Source organism: Marivibrio sp., from assembly GCF_040218065.1.
Taxonomy (GTDB): Bacteria; Pseudomonadota; Alphaproteobacteria; order UBA8366; family Aestuariispiraceae; genus Marivibrio.
The window spans coordinates 70057-84195 of sequence record NZ_JAVJQE010000009.1; the positions used below are offsets into that span (position 1 = coordinate 70057).

Genomic DNA, 14139 nt, shown 5'->3' on the forward strand with positions numbered 1-14139 from the left:
TCGCTCGAATTCCCGCATAAGCCGGCTCATGAGCGCACGAACCCAGCACCTTGAGACCGGCGCGCGCGGGGAGACCCGCGCGATGCTGCGGCTCGCCTGGCCGTTGGCGGCCTCGATGCTGGCGATCATCCTGGTCGAGACGACGGACGTGCTGATGATCGCACGCCTGGGCGAGGAGCAGCTGGCGGCCGGCGCGCTCGGCTTCAATCTATTCATCCTGTTCCTGCTGTTCGGCGTGGGCGCCAGCAGCGCGGTCTCGGGCCTGAGCGCGCAAGCATTGGGCGCGGGCGACGAGGCGGGCGTGCGCCGCACCTTCCGGCAGGGGCTGTGGCTCGCCCTCCTGGCGGCGGCGCCTTGCGCGGCGGCGCTGAGCCAGGGCGATCGCATCCTGATCGCGCTGGGCCAGGATCCGCAGCTGTCGGCCTTGGCGCAGACCTATCTGGACTACATGGCCTGGGTTCCCTTTCCGATCTTCCTGATCCTGGTGCTGCGCAACACCATGGCTGCGCTGGAGTGCGTGCGCACGCCCATGCTGATGACCTTTGCGCTGGTGCCGCTCAACATCCTGTTCAACTGGATCTTCATGTTCGGCGGGTTGGGCCTGGTCGCGCCGATGGGCCTGCCGGGGGCGGGCCTGGGAACCTTGGTGATCGAGGGCGCCGGCCTTCTAGCCCTGCTGCTCTATATGACCCGCGCGAAGCGCTTCCGGCGGTTCGAGTTCCTGAAGAATCTCCACCGTCCCGACTGGCCGCGCTTCCGCAGCCTGGCGCGCGTGGGCGCGCCCGCCGGCGGGCTCGCCGTCTTGGAGCATGCGATGTTCCTGAGCGCCGCCCTTCTGATGGGCTGGATCGGCACGCGGGAGCTCGCGGCCTACCACATCGCGATCCAGATCTGCTCGATCCTGTTCGTTGCGCCCTTCGCGCTCGCGCAGGCCGCCACGATCCGCATCGGTCAGGCGGCAGGGGGCCGGGATCTGGCGGCCGTGCGCGCGCGGGGGCGCACGGTCCTCGGCCTGACGGTTCTGGTCATGGGCGCGGCCGGGGTCGGGCTTTGGGTCTGGGCGGAGGCGCTGATGCGCCTGTTCGTCGGGGGTGAGCAGACGAACGCGGCCGAGCTGATCGCGCTGGGCGCCGGCTATCTGGCGATCGCCGCCCTGTTTCAGTTGGTCGACGGGCTGCAGATCGTCGCCTGCGGGGCGCTGCGCGGGTTGAACGACACGATGGCCGCGTTCTGGCTGGGGCTCGTCGGCTATATCGCGGCGGGCTCGGGCTTCGCTTATCTGTTCGCCTTTCCGCTGGGATGGGGCGGGGCCGGGGTCTGGTGGGGATTGGCCGTCGGATTGGCGATCGTCGCCGCGCTCGCCCTGCTGCGCTTCCACCTGATGACTCGCGACGCGGCGCACGCCTTCCGACGCCTGATGCAAGAGGCGCCGCCGTCATGACCGCCGCGCAGAAGAAACAACGCGCCGACCAAGCGCTGGTCGAACGCGGCCTGGTCGAGACCCGCGCCAAGGCGCAGGCGCTGATCATGGCCGGCAAGGTCTTCACCGGCGAACAGCGCATCGAAAAGCCCGGGCAGCCGATCGCGCCCGACAAACCGCTCGAGGTGCGCGGCCAGGACCACCCCTGGGTGAGCCGAGGCGGCCTGAAGCTGGAGATGGGGCTCGCCGCCTTCGGGATCGACCCGACGGGGATGGTCGCGATCGATGTGGGCGCGTCCACCGGCGGCTTCACGGACGTGCTGCTGCAACGCGGGGCCGCCAGGGTCTACGCCGTCGACGTCGGGCGCGGCCAGCTGCATTGGAAGCTGCGCAGCGACGCGCGCGTCGTGGTTCTTGAAGCGACGAACGCCCGCGCGCTGAGCGCCGAGCAAATCCCCGAGCCCGCCGACATCGTCGTCTGCGACGCGAGCTTCATCGGGCTGGAGAAGGTGCTGCCGGCGGCCCTCGCGCTCACCAAGCCCGAAGCCTGGCTGGCGGCGCTGATCAAGCCGCAATTCCAGGTCGGCAAAGGCGAGGTCGGCAAGGGCGGGGTCGTGCGGGACCCGGCGCTGCACGAGCGCGTGTGCGCCGAAGCCCGCGCCTGGCTGGACGCCCAACCCGGCTGGCGCGCCCTCGACATCGTGGAAAGCCCGATCACCGGGCCCTCGGGGAACGTCGAGTTCCTGCTGGGCGGGCGGAAGGGTTAGGGGCCCCCTTTGTCGTCCCGCCACGCTCGCGCCGCTCTCCGGATAGTCGTCGGCGCGGCCCTCAGATCGCGGGTCTCCTCCTCAGCGACCCCCGCGCCCGGCCCTGCGCCGCACGGCGGGCGTCTTTTCCCCTCGGCCCCGCCACCGCGGGCGCTTTTTTTAAGCCGTCTCGGACCTTCACCCTTTTCCCGGCGACTGATCAGTCGCTTGCATGCGCCAGACCAAACGCCTCGTAGGCGGCCCGCTTTACAGCCTCCCGCGCAATTTCGGTGTGCGCCTGGTCCGGCTTTAGATGATAGGTCGCACCGCCGAACCGGACCGCGCCCCGTTTATTCCCGTCGAAGCCGTGGGTCGCGCCGTCGATGACGACAATTTCGAAATTCTTACCCAGCTTCTCCGCCTGTTGGCCGAGATCGACGCAGGCTTCCGGATAGGAGAGCGTATCTGAGGTGCCGACAATGATCAGAACTTTCTCATCGGTCGTCTGCCGGTCGACATTGACCCGCATGCAGCCTGGGTAGAGGCCGACATAGAGTTTCGGCGTGATGTCGCCCGTCGGATACGGACGCAGCCGCATTGTTCCCAACGTGACCGAGCCCCCGCGGGAGAAGCCCATGATCCCCATCCGCTCGGCGTCGATCTGCGGATGCGTCGCCAAGAAGGGCAATGCGCCCTGCACGTCCTGGATCGGCGTCGGTCCGCCGGGACCGATCGGCGGAACCAGACCGCGCGGCTGATAATAATTGATGCGGAAGGTTGCGACGCCCAACTCGTTCAGAAAGGCGCTCCAGGTCCAATCGCGATAGCCTTGGCCGCCGCTGCCGTGGAGAATCAGCATCACGGGAACCTTCCCCTCGACGCCCTCCGGCATGGTCAGCGTGCCGATCGGATCCACCTGATCGCCCCGCCAGTAGCTCGTCGGAGACGGATATTTGAAGGTCCCTGTCGCTCCGTCGGAGAGCGAGGCGCGTCGCTCCGCGCAGGCCCCCAACGTTAGGGCGACCGCGATCAGCGACGCCGCTAGAAGGCGATGGTTGGACATTTTCATGAGGACTTCCTTCATCTACGTCGACCCGCCGACCTCGCGCTCCGCGGCCGGCGGCGCCTGAGATCGTAGGAAAAGGCGCCCGGGACGGCTCGCACGACCGTGCGCGATCCGTCCCGGGCCATACGCCGCGACAGCGTCTAGCTTTCGATCGCGTACTGGGTGCTGAGCGAACCGTCCGCGTCGTAGAAGTAAAGCCGCTCGCCGTCGTAACGGATCTTCTGGCACTTGGTGTACCGGTCCAGATCGTCAGGGTCCGCCCCTTCCGGCCGGATCACGCGGCACCAGCCGCCATCCTCCAATTCATAGGTCATGTCGAACATTTTGCCGCGCGAGGCCCCAACGGCCGTCCCGTCGGCGGAGAACTCCACCCAATGATCCGCGCGGTCCAGGTCCTGGATGCGCTTGCCGTAGACGAGCGCGGCGAGTTGTTCAGAACTCACCGGTTCGCCTTTCATTTCGGGCGCGGCGGCGGTTTGCGTCCCGCTCCCGCTGGTCTGACAGGCGGCCAGCACGAAGAGAGCGGCGGCGAAGAATAGTGAGGGCTTCATGATTCTTCTTTAACGTTGGAGGGGCGCGCTTATGAAGTCGGACCCTTCAGGGTGCGCGTGAAGAAGGCGGTGATGTCGGCAAGCGCCTGCGCGCGCACCTCCGGCGTGCCGCCGCGGGTGAAGCCGCGCTTGCCGCAATCCTTGAAGACCGTTCGCACGAAGGGGCCCCAGCCCATCTCCGAGGTGATGTCGAGCGGCTCGTAAACCATCAGACCCGAATCGCGGATCTCGAACTGGCAGTCGGCGAACGTCGCCGCTGTGGAGACCCGGCTCTTTCTGGGTATGAGAAACTGGTGGGAGGCGTCGGGGTAGACGGTCACCGACACGTCCTGGGCGCCCTGCGCGCGCATCCGGTCCGCGGTGATCTCGCAGTTGGCTGCCGGCGTCTGATCGTCTTCGGCCCCGAGGAAAAAATGAATCGGACCGCCGACGGTCTTCACAGTGTCCCACTGCATCGCGCATCCGGGATAGACCGGCGCGTAGGCGGCGAACGGCGGCGCGTCGCCCAGGATCGCCTGCTTGATCGGGGCCAGCGCGTCGTACATCGCAACGATGCCGCCGCGCGAGAAGCCGGTGATCCCCACTCGCTCGGGATCGATCTCCGGGCGTTGGCGCAGCGCCTTGAGCGCCTGGAGGCCGTCCACGACGTTTGCCGGGATCGGCAGCTTGCCTTGATCGCGTCCGGTGCTGGACAGCCCCCGTCCGGAGAAACTGTCGACGATGAAGGCGGCGAAGCCGGCTTCCAGGAGAGCGTCGCTCACCGAGCCTTCGATCTCTGAGCGGATGCCGCCGCTGCCGTGCATCAGGATGACGGCCGGAACCGGCCCCTCAGCCCCCTCCGGCAGGCGCAGCACGCCGTCGATCTCATCGACCTCGCCGGTGTAGCTCCCATCCAGGATTTGGACATAGCCGTCCGGCGTGTAGGTCTGAAAGCTGATCTCCTCCCCGCCGCCGGCCCCTGAACCAGACCCGGTCGTTTGACAGGCGCTTAGCGCGAAAGCGGCGAAGCAGGCTGCGGAAAAACGGCGGTTGAAAATCACAGGTCACCTCCATTGAGTGGCAGACGGTTGGCGACCGCCTTTTGCTAATCAAAGAGTGACGAAATCTTCATTGGCGTACAGTTTCCATATGGAAAGGGGGAGGAGAAAGACACCGCCAAACGTCGCTAAGGCGCGGCTAACGGCAAAACACGCAATCCAACATTGCGCGCCGAAACTCTTCCCCATACTCTATTTAGGATGCCGAATAGACTGGGACTTTCGGGTTAGTTCCTATGGATCAGTGGACACTGAGTCAGGCGATTGAAGGCCTATATACCTCGGCGCTCGAAGAGGACGCTCTACGGAAAGTCGCCGAGAAAATGCGGCGCATCTTTTCTTCGAATCTTGGTTTCGTCGGCCGCTTCGATATCTCTTCCGCGCAACAAACGACTGTTTCGGCCGGCGGCTCCCCAACGATGGACGCCGAGTACGCTCAGTTCGGACCCGGGACGCCGCTGACGCGGGTGATGCTGAGCGGGTGTGGAGATTCGCCCTACCTCGACACGGACTTGAGCGCTGACGCGCGGCGCCTTTACACCACCGCCCCCGTGGTTCGAGAGTTCTTCGCACCCAGGGAAATGGATAAAGCGATTCTGGCCCCGTTGACCGTCGCCGGCGATTCTGTGACCTATATCGGGGTTCGCCGCGGCGGCGGCGGCGGTCATTACCGGGAAGACGATAGAATGATGTTTTCCCTCCTCGCCCCGCATGTGCGGCAGATTGCGCATATCCAAACTTGTCTCGGCGAAGCCGAGAGCCTCAAACACGCCCTGGCGCGTTCAATGGACCTTTTGGGGGCAGGGGTCTTTCTCATCAATGACGAGCGCCGCCTTCTTCATATGAACCGCCGCGCGGAACAGTTGGTGCAAGAGCGCGACGGGATTTCCATAACGAAAGGCGGTATCCTCGTCGCTTCTATCCGCGACTCAAACGCCGCCTTACAGCGAGCCTTGCGCGATGTCGCGCGCACGGATGTCGCCCCAGCCGAACAGACGGGCTGCGTCTTACGGCTTGAGCGTCCCAACGGCCGCCGTCCATTGAGCGTTCTTATATCGCCGGTCAATGAGCCTATGGCCGGCGCGCTTTCGATCGCGCATCCGCGGGCGACCGCCATTCTTTTCGTTCGCGATCCGGACGCGGACCTGGATGTCGCTCGGGAAGACGTCGCCGCCCTTTGCGGAGTCTCAACACGCGAAGCCGAAGTCATTGTCGGCCTGTTGCACGGTCGGACCATAAAGGAGGTCGCGCGTCAAATGGGACTGACCGAAAACAGCGCGCGCCAATATGTGAAAAACATTCTGACCAAAACAGGCGCCCGTTCCCAGCACGACCTCGTCGGACGCGTATTCGCTGCGTTGCCCGCACGATGACGGAGCGCCGACTGAGCGTGATTGTGCGCTAAAGGATGCGCCCCAAAAATTCCCGAAGAAGCCCCTCAAAGCGTTCCCTAGAATCGAAGACGACGGAATGGTGCGCGCCCTCGACGATGCGAAACCGGCCGCCGAACAACTTGGAAGGCCGCAGAGCCGCCACATAATCCTGGCTGACGAATGCGTCGCGCTCGCCCACAGCCATCAAGAGGGGGACGCGCGACGTGTGCGTCAAGGCCGCCTCGTCAACGAACTCGCCGCGCTGGAGGCTGCTCGCCAAATTGCGCCTGGCGCGCCCATCGCTCCGTTCTACATCGCTCAGTAGGGTCTCAAACAGCGCGCCAGATGAAGCGCCTGTCACCGCGTGCAAGAACTGTCTCGCCTCCGCGTCGGTGAGATGTTCCTGAAAGAGGTAGCCTATTTCCTCCGATCGCTTGAAGGCGCGGTCTAGGTCCTCTGGCTCCCGAGAGACCGGCGGCGTTCCGAACGCCGCCACCGCTTTGAGCCGCGTGTCGGCCGTGGCCGAATACTCAAGCGCGATATGCCCCCCTAAACTAACGCCGACGAGCACGAAGGGGTCCAGATCAAGGCCGTCCGCGACCTCTTCTAGGATTCGCGCGTATCCCGGCAGCGAATAATCCGTCTCGGGCCGCCGGGCGTTCTGGGAGCGTCCGTGGCCCGGCAGATCAAACGCGACAACCCGAAGGCTGTCGCCGAAAGATCCGGTCAATTGCTCAGAAAATAGGCTCGCAGAGAGTGAATTTCCGTGGAGGAGAACGACGCACGGTCCTTGCCCCTGACTATCGTAAACAGATACCGAGCCAGCAGTCGTTTCTAAGGAAACGGAGACAGGACGCACACAAACGCTCCACAACACCGCGTGATTGGTGCGAGCGTATCTAAATATCAGACGGCTGCAAGCCAAACGGCGCGCCCAACCTAATTGAGCGGTCTCCAGTGATCGTCAATGTATTGTCGCCTCCTCGCGACGGCCGCGAACGTCGGCGATGGGCGATCCGTCTTTACGACGACAATGACCGCCCCCTGAAACAGGCGCGACGCGTCGCCTCGTTCGACCGTGCGCCTGTTTCCCTTCGAGGGGTAGGGACAGGTCGCCCGCCGGCCTCGCCAGCCCGGCCGATTGCGCAGCGACGTCCTGCGGTCCGCGGGGGCGCGAGAAGCGGGCTCAATCGCCCTCCCCTACTCCACCCGGCGGATCGGCGGCATGGCGACGGGCCCCGCCATCAGGGCCCGAAGGGTCGTGAGATCGCCGGTCACGGGCTCGACCCGGCGCGCGACGACCGAGGTGATCAGGGCGTCGGCGAACTCCTCGACGCCGCCGCCGCCGTCGATCCATTCCATCACCGCTTCGAAGGGCGATTTCGGCTCCGGCATGAGGCGCAGGTCCAGCGGCGCGTCCGCCGGCAGGTCGAGGAGCGCGCGCGTCTCCTCGAGCGCCGCCTTGAAGCCGCCCACCCGATCGACCAGGCCGGCCTCCAGCGCGTCCGAGCCGAGCCAGATGCGCCCGCGCGCGGCTTGATCCAGCTGCTCGGGCGAGAAATTGCGGGCGCGCGCCACATGGCCCGTGAAATCGTCGTAGACGAAGTCGAGCATCGCCTCGAAGCGCTCCCGCTCGGCCGGATCGAAGCGGTCGATAAAGCTCCACATCCCGGCGTTCTCTCCGGCGGAGACTTCGCCCCACTGCACGCCGAGGCTGTCCCAGAAACCGCGGGTGGCGAGCTTGCCGGAATAGACCCCGATCGAGCCGGTGAGCGTGCCGGGCGAGGCCAGAATCCGGTCGGCGTCCAGGCTCACCATATAGCCGCCAGAGGCCGCGACATCGCCCATCGAGACGATCACGGGCTTGCCCGCCTCGCGCAGCCGACGCACGGCGCGGCGCACCTCGTCGGAGGGGCCGTAGGCGCCGCCGGGACTGGTCACGCGAAACAGCACGGCCGCGATCTGATCGTCGGCCAGCGCGTCCTCCATCGCCTGCGCGACGCGCGCCGGCCCGAAGCTGTCGTCGCCGAAGAAAGGATCGGGTTCCTCAACCGCCTCGATCGGTCCGACGCCGTAGATCAGCGCGACGGTGCGCGCCGGCGCCTCCGCATCGGCCCGCGCGGCGCGGTAGTGGGCGACGGAGACCGGATCGGCCTCCGCGCCCAAGGCCTCGTCCAGCGCCAGGCCGGCTTCGTCACGGTAGCCGATGCGATCGACCAACCCCGCCTCGAACGCCTCGCGCGCCAACAGCGGCCCGCGGTCGACCAGCGCGCGCACCGCGTCCGGCGCCATGCCGCGGTTGGCGGCGATCTCGCCCGCCAGCTGGTCGACCCAGCCGTCGACGACGCGCTGCAACGAGCGCCGTACGGGCTCGGAATAGCCTTGGCGGATCAGCGGGTCGATCCCGCCCTTGAATTCGTGCCGCTGACCGACCTGCGGGTCGATCTCCAGATCGTTGAGGGCTTCGGCGAAGAACGGCGCCTCCAGCGCGATTCCTGACAGGCCGACGCCGCCCGACGGCTGCAGCCAAAGCTCCGAGAAGGCGGTGGCCACGGCGACGTCCGCCATCTCGTCGCCGAGCGCGCCAAGGTCGCTGGCGAAGGCCAGCGCCGGCTTGCCGCTCTCCCGGAAGGTGCGGATCGCCTCGGCCAGCTCCTGCGCTTGGGCGACGCCCAGGCCCGCGCCGCCGACTTCGGCGCGCAGGGCCTTGATCTGCGGATCGTCGGCTGCGGCCTCAATCGCCGCCAGCATTTCCTGCAGCGTCGGCTCGGGCTCGGGGTCGAACAACGGCTGCGTGGTGCGCTGCTCCAGCGGCGCGAGCGTAAGATCGAGGCTGAGCACCGCCTGATCCGGCAACGTCGGCGCGTCGCCGCGGACCGAGAGGGTGAAGAGCGTCACCGCCGCGACGATCGAGATCGTCAGGACGCCGACCACGGCGAAGGCCCACAGCAGAATACGACCGACTTTGCGCACCAGAAAAACTCCCGACTTCAGACTGGCGGCCCGCGCCGCCGGGACGTCGCAATAGGTAAAGCGTGCGGCGAGCGATGCAAGCGCCCGACGCTCAACCCGATAGGCGGCCCAGGCGATCGCGGCCGAACCGGTTGCCCGGCCGCCGCTCCAGGCGTTCGGACACCAGCGCCCGGGCGAGCGTGCGGCGATCGTCGGCGAGCGCGGCGTCGATCAACAGCCGCTCGAACAGGTCGCGCTGGGCCCAGCTCCCGCCGATCAGGCGCACCCGGTCGCGCACCGGCGCCAGCAGGTCGACCGCGCGGCCGGGCCGCCCGGCGCGCACCGCCTCGGCCGCGCCGACCAGCGCGCGGCCGCACGCCTGCCACACCTGGGCGTAGGTATCGTCGGCGGTGCAGGCATGCGCCTCCTGCGCGTGCTTCAAGCGCTCAAGATCGTCGCCGCGCCCGTCGGCGGCCAGCGCCATCGCGAAATGCCCGGTCGCGAAGACGAGGGCGTGCTCCGCCGCGCGCTCCGCTGCAAGATCGGCGATCGGCGCCCACCGATCGCCGACCGCGACCCCTTCCTCCTCCAGGCGCCATAGCAGCGAGGCGGCGTTGGAGACGTCGAGATAGTCGCCCGCGATCTCGGTCCAGACGTCCTGATCGTAAATCTCCAGCGCCTGGTCGAGCCGACCGAGCTCCAGCGCGAACAGCGCGCGGTGCCAGTGGGCGTGGTGTTTGAAATTGTGAACGCCGTCCCAGTCGCTCTTCAGGTGGTCGAGCCAGCCGAGGCCCTGACCCACGCGGCCCTGCATCTCCATGACGTGGGCGACCGCGTGGGCGGCCCAGACGTCGGTGCGGTCGATCTCGATCGCCTCGCGCCCCTTCAGCTCCGCCTCATGATAGGCGCCGTCCTCCTCCAGCGCGAAGGCGTAGGAGCCCATCAGATAGCCGTAGCCCGGCGCGTCCTCGTCCCAGGCGTAGAGCGCGCGCGCAATCGCGCCGCGCATGCCCGCCGGATCGCCGAGATAGAAGCGGTTCAGCTGGGCGAGCTTGAGCGCCAGCAGATCGCGCGGATGATCGATCGTGAGCGCCTCCCACGCACGACACGCCCCCTCCAGATCGCCCGCGACCCAGGCGGCGAGCGCATCCAGATGCCCGCGCTCGCGCGTCGTCCCGTCGCCGGCGGCCAGACGCTCGCGCAGTTGCTCGGCGCTCTTGGCGGCGGCCGCGTCCATCTTCTCGGTCGCGAACATCTTCAGGAACGCGCCCTTGGCCGCCAGCGCCATCGGCATCTCGGGATCGGCCTCGAAGACCGTCTTCATGCGATCGCCGATATCGGTGCGCATGCCGCAATAGGCCAGGATCGCGCCGTCCAGGCGCTCGACCGCCAGCGCGTTGGCCGCCGTCGTCTCCTGGCCCCATGCGTCGATCTCAATCGGCATCGGGCGGCTCCCGGTCCATCGCGTGATACTCCCGGTTCGGCTGCATCTCGAGCGCGTGGGCCATGCGGTTCGTGTAGTTGAAGAAGCTTGCGGTCTCGGCGACGTCCCACAGCGCGGCGTCGTCGAAGCCCGCCTCGCGCAGCCGCGCGCGATCCGCCTCGGAAAGCGCCATCGGGTCGGCGGTCAGCGTCCAGGCGTAGTCCAGCATCGCGCGATGGCGCGCGGAGAGATCCGCCATGCGGTAGTTCATCACCAGCATCTCGCCCAGGATCGGATCGCCGGAGAGCCGCCGCACCGCCTGGCCATGTGCGACCAGGCAGTAGGTGCAGCGATTGTAGGCGGAGACGACGACCGCGATCATCTCGCGCTCAAGCTTGGAGAGCGGCCCCTCGGACAGCATGATCTCGTTGTAGCTGTCGATGAAGCGGCGCAGCCGCTCCGGGCGAAAGGAATAGGCCTTCAGCACATTGGGGACGAGGCCCAGCTTCTCGCGGCAGATCGCGAAATACTTCTGCAGCTCGGGGTCTAGCTCGCCCTCCTCCGGGATCGGCAGGGCGCTGATCGGCGGCTGATTCGCCATGACGTTTCTCTCCGACTTACAGACAGGCCTGGCATGAGATCGCCGCGTAGTCGCGCCATCCCGCCTCGCCCGGATAGGCCGCTCCGTCGCGCGCCAGGATCGGCGGCGCGTCGACCTGGATGAAGCCTAACGCCTCAAGCCGCTTGGACAAGCCGTCGCGATGATCGGGCAGGTCGATGCGCAAGCGCCCCCGCCAGTCGCGCGCCAGACGCGCCGCCAGCGCCGCCGCCACCGCATCGTCTGCGGCCGCGATCGGCCCCAAGATGCGCAGATCCCCCTGGTCGACGCCCAGGCCGTAGCCGACGACGTTCCCCTCGGCGTCCACCGCGGCGGCGCGGGTCGCCGCCTGACTCAACCGCGCTTTCAAGAAGGCGTCGCGGGGCGCGCCGAAGGCCGTGCGGTCCAGGCGCAGGACGGGCGCCAGATGGGCGATCGCGATCTGATCGCGGATCTCCGCCGCCGCGTCGGCCTCTTCCGCCAAGCCGCCCTGGTGCATGAATTTGCGCAAGCCGCCGACATGGCGGAAGCCGAGCCGCTCGTAGAGGCCCAGACCTTCGCGCGTGGCCGCCAGATAGACCGCCGTATCGTCCGGCTTGCCCTGCAGACAGCGCGCGACGACTGCGCGGCCCAGGCCCCGGCGCTGACGGTCCGGCGCGACCATCGCCATGCCGATGACGGCCGTGTGCGGGCCGTATGGGAAGACCGCGGCGCAGGCGTCGATCGGCGCGCCCGGCTCGTCGCCGCCGTCGCGGCGCAGGCCGTAGATCAAGCCGCATTTCAGAAAGCTCGCCCAATCATCCTGGGTGTGATCCCAGGCGAGCGTCCGACTGAGCGCGTGAAGCTGGGCCAAATCCCCCCAGCCGAGGCGCGTCGGCCGCGCCGGCTCGCCGGGCTCCGCGCTCATGACCTCAGCGGCGCCGCCGCGGGCAGCGGCGGGCCGCATTGCGCGCGGTGGCGCAGGAGATGATCGGCGAGAACGAGGGCCATCATCGCCTCGCCCACCGGCACGGCGCGGATGCCGACGCACGGATCATGGCGGCCCTTGGTGACGATCTCGGTCTCCTCGCCGTCGCGGGTGACCGTATCGCGCGGCTGCAGGATGGAACTGGTCGGCTTCACCGCGAAGCGCGCGACCACCGGCTGACCGGTTGAGATGCCGCCCAGCACGCCGCCCGCCTTGTTGGAGCGAAAGATCGGCCGGCCGTCATTCCCCATTCGGATCTCGTCGGCGTTCTCCTCGCCGCTGAGGGCCGCGGCCTCGAAGCCGGCGCCGACCTCGACGCCCTTCACCGCGTTGATCGACATCATCGCGGCCGCCAAATCGGCGTCCAGCTTGCCGTAGATCGGCGCGCCGAGGCCGACCGGGACGCCCTCCGCGACAACCTCGATCACCGCGCCGCAAGAGGAGCCGGCCTTGCGCACGCCGTCGAGATAATCGGCCCAGCGCCGGGCCGCCTCGGCGTCGGGACAGAAGAACGGATTTTCGTCCACCTGATCCCAGTTCCAACGGTCGCGGTCGATCCCGTGCGGCCCCATCTGGACCAGCGCCGCGCGGATCTGCACCCCGCCTTCGACCTGGCTCTCCAGCACCTTGCGCGCGACCGCGCCGGCGGCGACGCGCATAGCGGTCTCGCGCGCGCTGGACCGCCCGCCGCCGCGATAGTCGCGGATCCCGTACTTCATGTCGTAGGTGTAGTCGGCGTGGCCGGGGCGAAACTTCGGCGCGATGTCCGAATAGTCCTTGGAGCGCTGGTCGACGTTGCGGATCACCAGACTGATCGGCGTGCCGGTGGTGAGGCCGTCGAAGACGCCGGACTGGATCTCGACCTCGTCCGGCTCGCGGCGTTGGGTCGTGTATTTCGACTGACCGGGCTTGCGGCGGTCGAGATATTTCTGGATGTCGGCTGCGGCGAGCGGAATGCGCGGCGGGCAGCCGTCGACGACGCAGCCGATGGCCGGCCCGTGGCTTTCCCCCCAGGTGGTGAAGCGAAACAGCGCGCCGAAGGCGTTGGAGGACATGAGGTCGTCCCTCAGCCCCGCCGCAGACCCTGCAGCAGCTCCGAGATCTGATCGGCGGCGTCCTCGCGGACCATGCCGACAGTGTGATAGCCGCAATCGACGTGATGCACTTCACCGGTCGCGCCGGTCGAGAGATCGGAGAGGAAATAGAGGCCGGCGCCGCCGACCTCGTCGATCGTCACGTTCCGGCGCATCGGCGAATTCAGCTCGTTCCACTTCAGGATATAGCGGAAATCGCCGATGCCGCTCGCCGCCAGGGTTTTGATCGGGCCGGCGGAAATCGCGTTCACCCGCACGTTGCGCTTGCCCATGTCGACGGCGAGATAACGCACGCTCGCCTCCAGCGCGGCTTTGGCGACGCCCATGACATTGTAGTGGGGCATCACCCGCTCCGCCCCGAAATAAGTCAGCGTCAGCACCGAGCCGCCGCTTGTCATCAGCGGCATGGCGCGCTGACACAGCGCAGTGAAGCTGTAGCAGGAGATGTCCATCGTGCGCAGGAAGTTGGCGCGCGTGGTCGCCAGATACTCGCCCTTCAGCTCATCCTTGTCGGAATAGGCGATGGCGTGGACCAGAAAGTCGATCTCGCCCCACTCCGCCTCGATCGTCTTGAAGACGGCCTCGACGCTCTCCTCGTCGGTGACGTCGCAGGGCAGCACCATGTTGGGCGAGCACCCCAGACTTTCGGCCAGCGGGACCACCCGCTTCTTCAGCGCGTCGCCTTGATAGGTGAAGGCGATCTCCGCGCCCTGGGCCGCGATCGCCTTCGCGATGCCCCAGGCGATCGATTTGTCGTTGGCGACTCCGAGGATGACCCCCTTCTTCCCCTTCATCAGCGCGCCCGACTGAATGGGCCCGGAACCGTCCATGCCGAAACTCTCCTCGAAATCCCTGTGGTCGGCGCGCGCGACGGCGAAGCCGCGCGCATCCTACACCATGCCCCCGGCCGGT

13 protein-coding genes are annotated in these 14139 nt (G+C 67.4%); 3 read left to right on the forward strand and 10 right to left on the reverse strand.

Annotation, left to right across the window (positions count from 1 at the left end; translation table 11 throughout):
• Nucleotides 1-28 precede the first annotated feature (28 nt).
• Nucleotides 29-1441: an MATE family efflux transporter gene (locus RIB45_RS09095; protein WP_350049944.1), complete on the forward strand. Its 1413-nt coding sequence runs from the start codon at nt 29-31 to the stop codon at nt 1439-1441.
• A complete protein-coding gene (locus tag RIB45_RS09100) occupies nt 1438-2187 on the forward strand; it encodes a TlyA family RNA methyltransferase (RefSeq protein ID WP_350049945.1) in 750 nt (249 codons plus the stop codon). The genes RIB45_RS09095 and RIB45_RS09100 overlap by 4 nt, the downstream gene beginning before the upstream one ends.
• A gap of 199 nt (nt 2188-2386) precedes the next feature.
• Here the strand turns inward: RIB45_RS09100 and RIB45_RS09105 are convergent, their stop codons facing one another.
• The 3 genes from RIB45_RS09105 to RIB45_RS09115 all read right to left on the reverse strand — a co-directional run bounded on the left by RIB45_RS09105 (nt 2387) and on the right by RIB45_RS09115 (nt 4823).
• The gene (locus RIB45_RS09105) at nt 2387-3235 is read right to left on the reverse strand and encodes a dienelactone hydrolase family protein (protein WP_350049946.1); all 849 of its coding nucleotides are present in this window, start codon (nt 3233-3235) and stop codon (nt 2387-2389) included.
• Between the two features lie 137 nt (nt 3236-3372).
• On the reverse strand, nt 3373-3783 hold the full coding sequence (locus RIB45_RS09110; protein ID WP_350049947.1) for a hypothetical protein: 411 nt from the start codon (nt 3781-3783) through the stop codon (nt 3373-3375).
• Between the two features lie 29 nt (nt 3784-3812).
• On the reverse strand, nt 3813-4823 hold the full coding sequence (locus RIB45_RS09115; protein ID WP_350049948.1) for a dienelactone hydrolase family protein: 1011 nt from the start codon (nt 4821-4823) through the stop codon (nt 3813-3815).
• Nucleotides 4824-5056: 233 nt separating this feature from the next.
• Here RIB45_RS09115 and RIB45_RS09120 point away from each other — a divergent pair, with 233 nt between their 5' ends.
• A complete protein-coding gene (locus RIB45_RS09120) occupies nt 5057-6193 on the forward strand; it encodes a helix-turn-helix transcriptional regulator (protein ID WP_350049949.1) in 1137 nt (378 codons plus the stop codon).
• A 28-nt stretch (nt 6194-6221) separates the two neighbouring features.
• Here RIB45_RS09120 and RIB45_RS09125 read toward each other — a convergent pair whose 3' ends face one another.
• From RIB45_RS09125 to fabI, 7 genes are all read right to left on the reverse strand, one after another.
• Complete coding sequence (locus tag RIB45_RS09125) at nt 6222-7070, reverse strand: alpha/beta fold hydrolase (protein WP_350049950.1); 849 nt, start codon at nt 7068-7070, stop codon at nt 6222-6224.
• Between the two features lie 323 nt (nt 7071-7393).
• Nucleotides 7394-9166: a S49 family peptidase gene (locus RIB45_RS09130; RefSeq protein ID WP_350049951.1), complete on the reverse strand. Its 1773-nt coding sequence runs from the start codon at nt 9164-9166 to the stop codon at nt 7394-7396.
• 91 nt (nt 9167-9257) lie between these two features.
• On the reverse strand, nt 9258-10589 hold the full coding sequence (locus RIB45_RS09135) for a tetratricopeptide repeat protein (RefSeq protein ID WP_350049952.1): 1332 nt from the start codon (nt 10587-10589) through the stop codon (nt 9258-9260).
• Complete coding sequence (locus tag RIB45_RS09140) at nt 10579-11169, reverse strand: peroxidase-related enzyme (protein WP_350049953.1); 591 nt, start codon at nt 11167-11169, stop codon at nt 10579-10581. Before RIB45_RS09140 ends, RIB45_RS09135 begins: the two co-directional genes overlap by 11 nt.
• Before the next feature lie 16 nt (nt 11170-11185).
• Complete coding sequence (locus tag RIB45_RS09145; RefSeq protein WP_350049954.1) at nt 11186-12073, reverse strand: GNAT family N-acetyltransferase; 888 nt, start codon at nt 12071-12073, stop codon at nt 11186-11188.
• Entirely contained in the window at nt 12070-13188 is a 1119-nt protein-coding gene (aroC, locus tag RIB45_RS09150; RefSeq protein ID WP_350049955.1) for a chorismate synthase, read from the reverse strand. Before aroC ends, RIB45_RS09145 begins: the two co-directional genes overlap by 4 nt.
• 11 nt (nt 13189-13199) lie before the next feature.
• Nucleotides 13200-14057, reverse strand: coding sequence for an enoyl-ACP reductase FabI (gene fabI, locus RIB45_RS09155; protein ID WP_350049956.1), 858 nt, complete (start codon nt 14055-14057; stop codon nt 13200-13202).
• Between the last annotated feature and the right edge of the window lie 82 nt (nt 14058-14139).

Coding starts and splice junctions, on each gene's coding strand:
- RIB45_RS09095 (WP_350049944.1), top strand. CDS start 29: ATGAGCGCACGAACCCAGCACCTTGAGACCGGCGCGCGCGGGGAGACC.
- RIB45_RS09100 (WP_350049945.1), top strand. CDS start 1,438: ATGACCGCCGCGCAGAAGAAACAACGCGCCGACCAAGCGCTGGTCGAA.
- RIB45_RS09105 (WP_350049946.1), bottom strand. CDS start 3,235: ATGAAAATGTCCAACCATCGCCTTCTAGCGGCGTCGCTGATCGCGGTC.
- RIB45_RS09110 (WP_350049947.1), bottom strand. CDS start 3,783: ATGAAGCCCTCACTATTCTTCGCCGCCGCTCTCTTCGTGCTGGCCGCC.
- RIB45_RS09120 (WP_350049949.1), top strand. CDS start 5,057: ATGGATCAGTGGACACTGAGTCAGGCGATTGAAGGCCTATATACCTCG.
- RIB45_RS09135 (WP_350049952.1), bottom strand. CDS start 10,589: ATGCCGATTGAGATCGACGCATGGGGCCAGGAGACGACGGCGGCCAAC.
- RIB45_RS09140 (WP_350049953.1), bottom strand. CDS start 11,169: ATGGCGAATCAGCCGCCGATCAGCGCCCTGCCGATCCCGGAGGAGGGC.
- RIB45_RS09145 (WP_350049954.1), bottom strand. CDS start 12,073: ATGAGCGCGGAGCCCGGCGAGCCGGCGCGGCCGACGCGCCTCGGCTGG.
- aroC (WP_350049955.1), bottom strand. CDS start 13,188: ATGTCCTCCAACGCCTTCGGCGCGCTGTTTCGCTTCACCACCTGGGGG.
- fabI (WP_350049956.1), bottom strand. CDS start 14,057: ATGGACGGTTCCGGGCCCATTCAGTCGGGCGCGCTGATGAAGGGGAAG.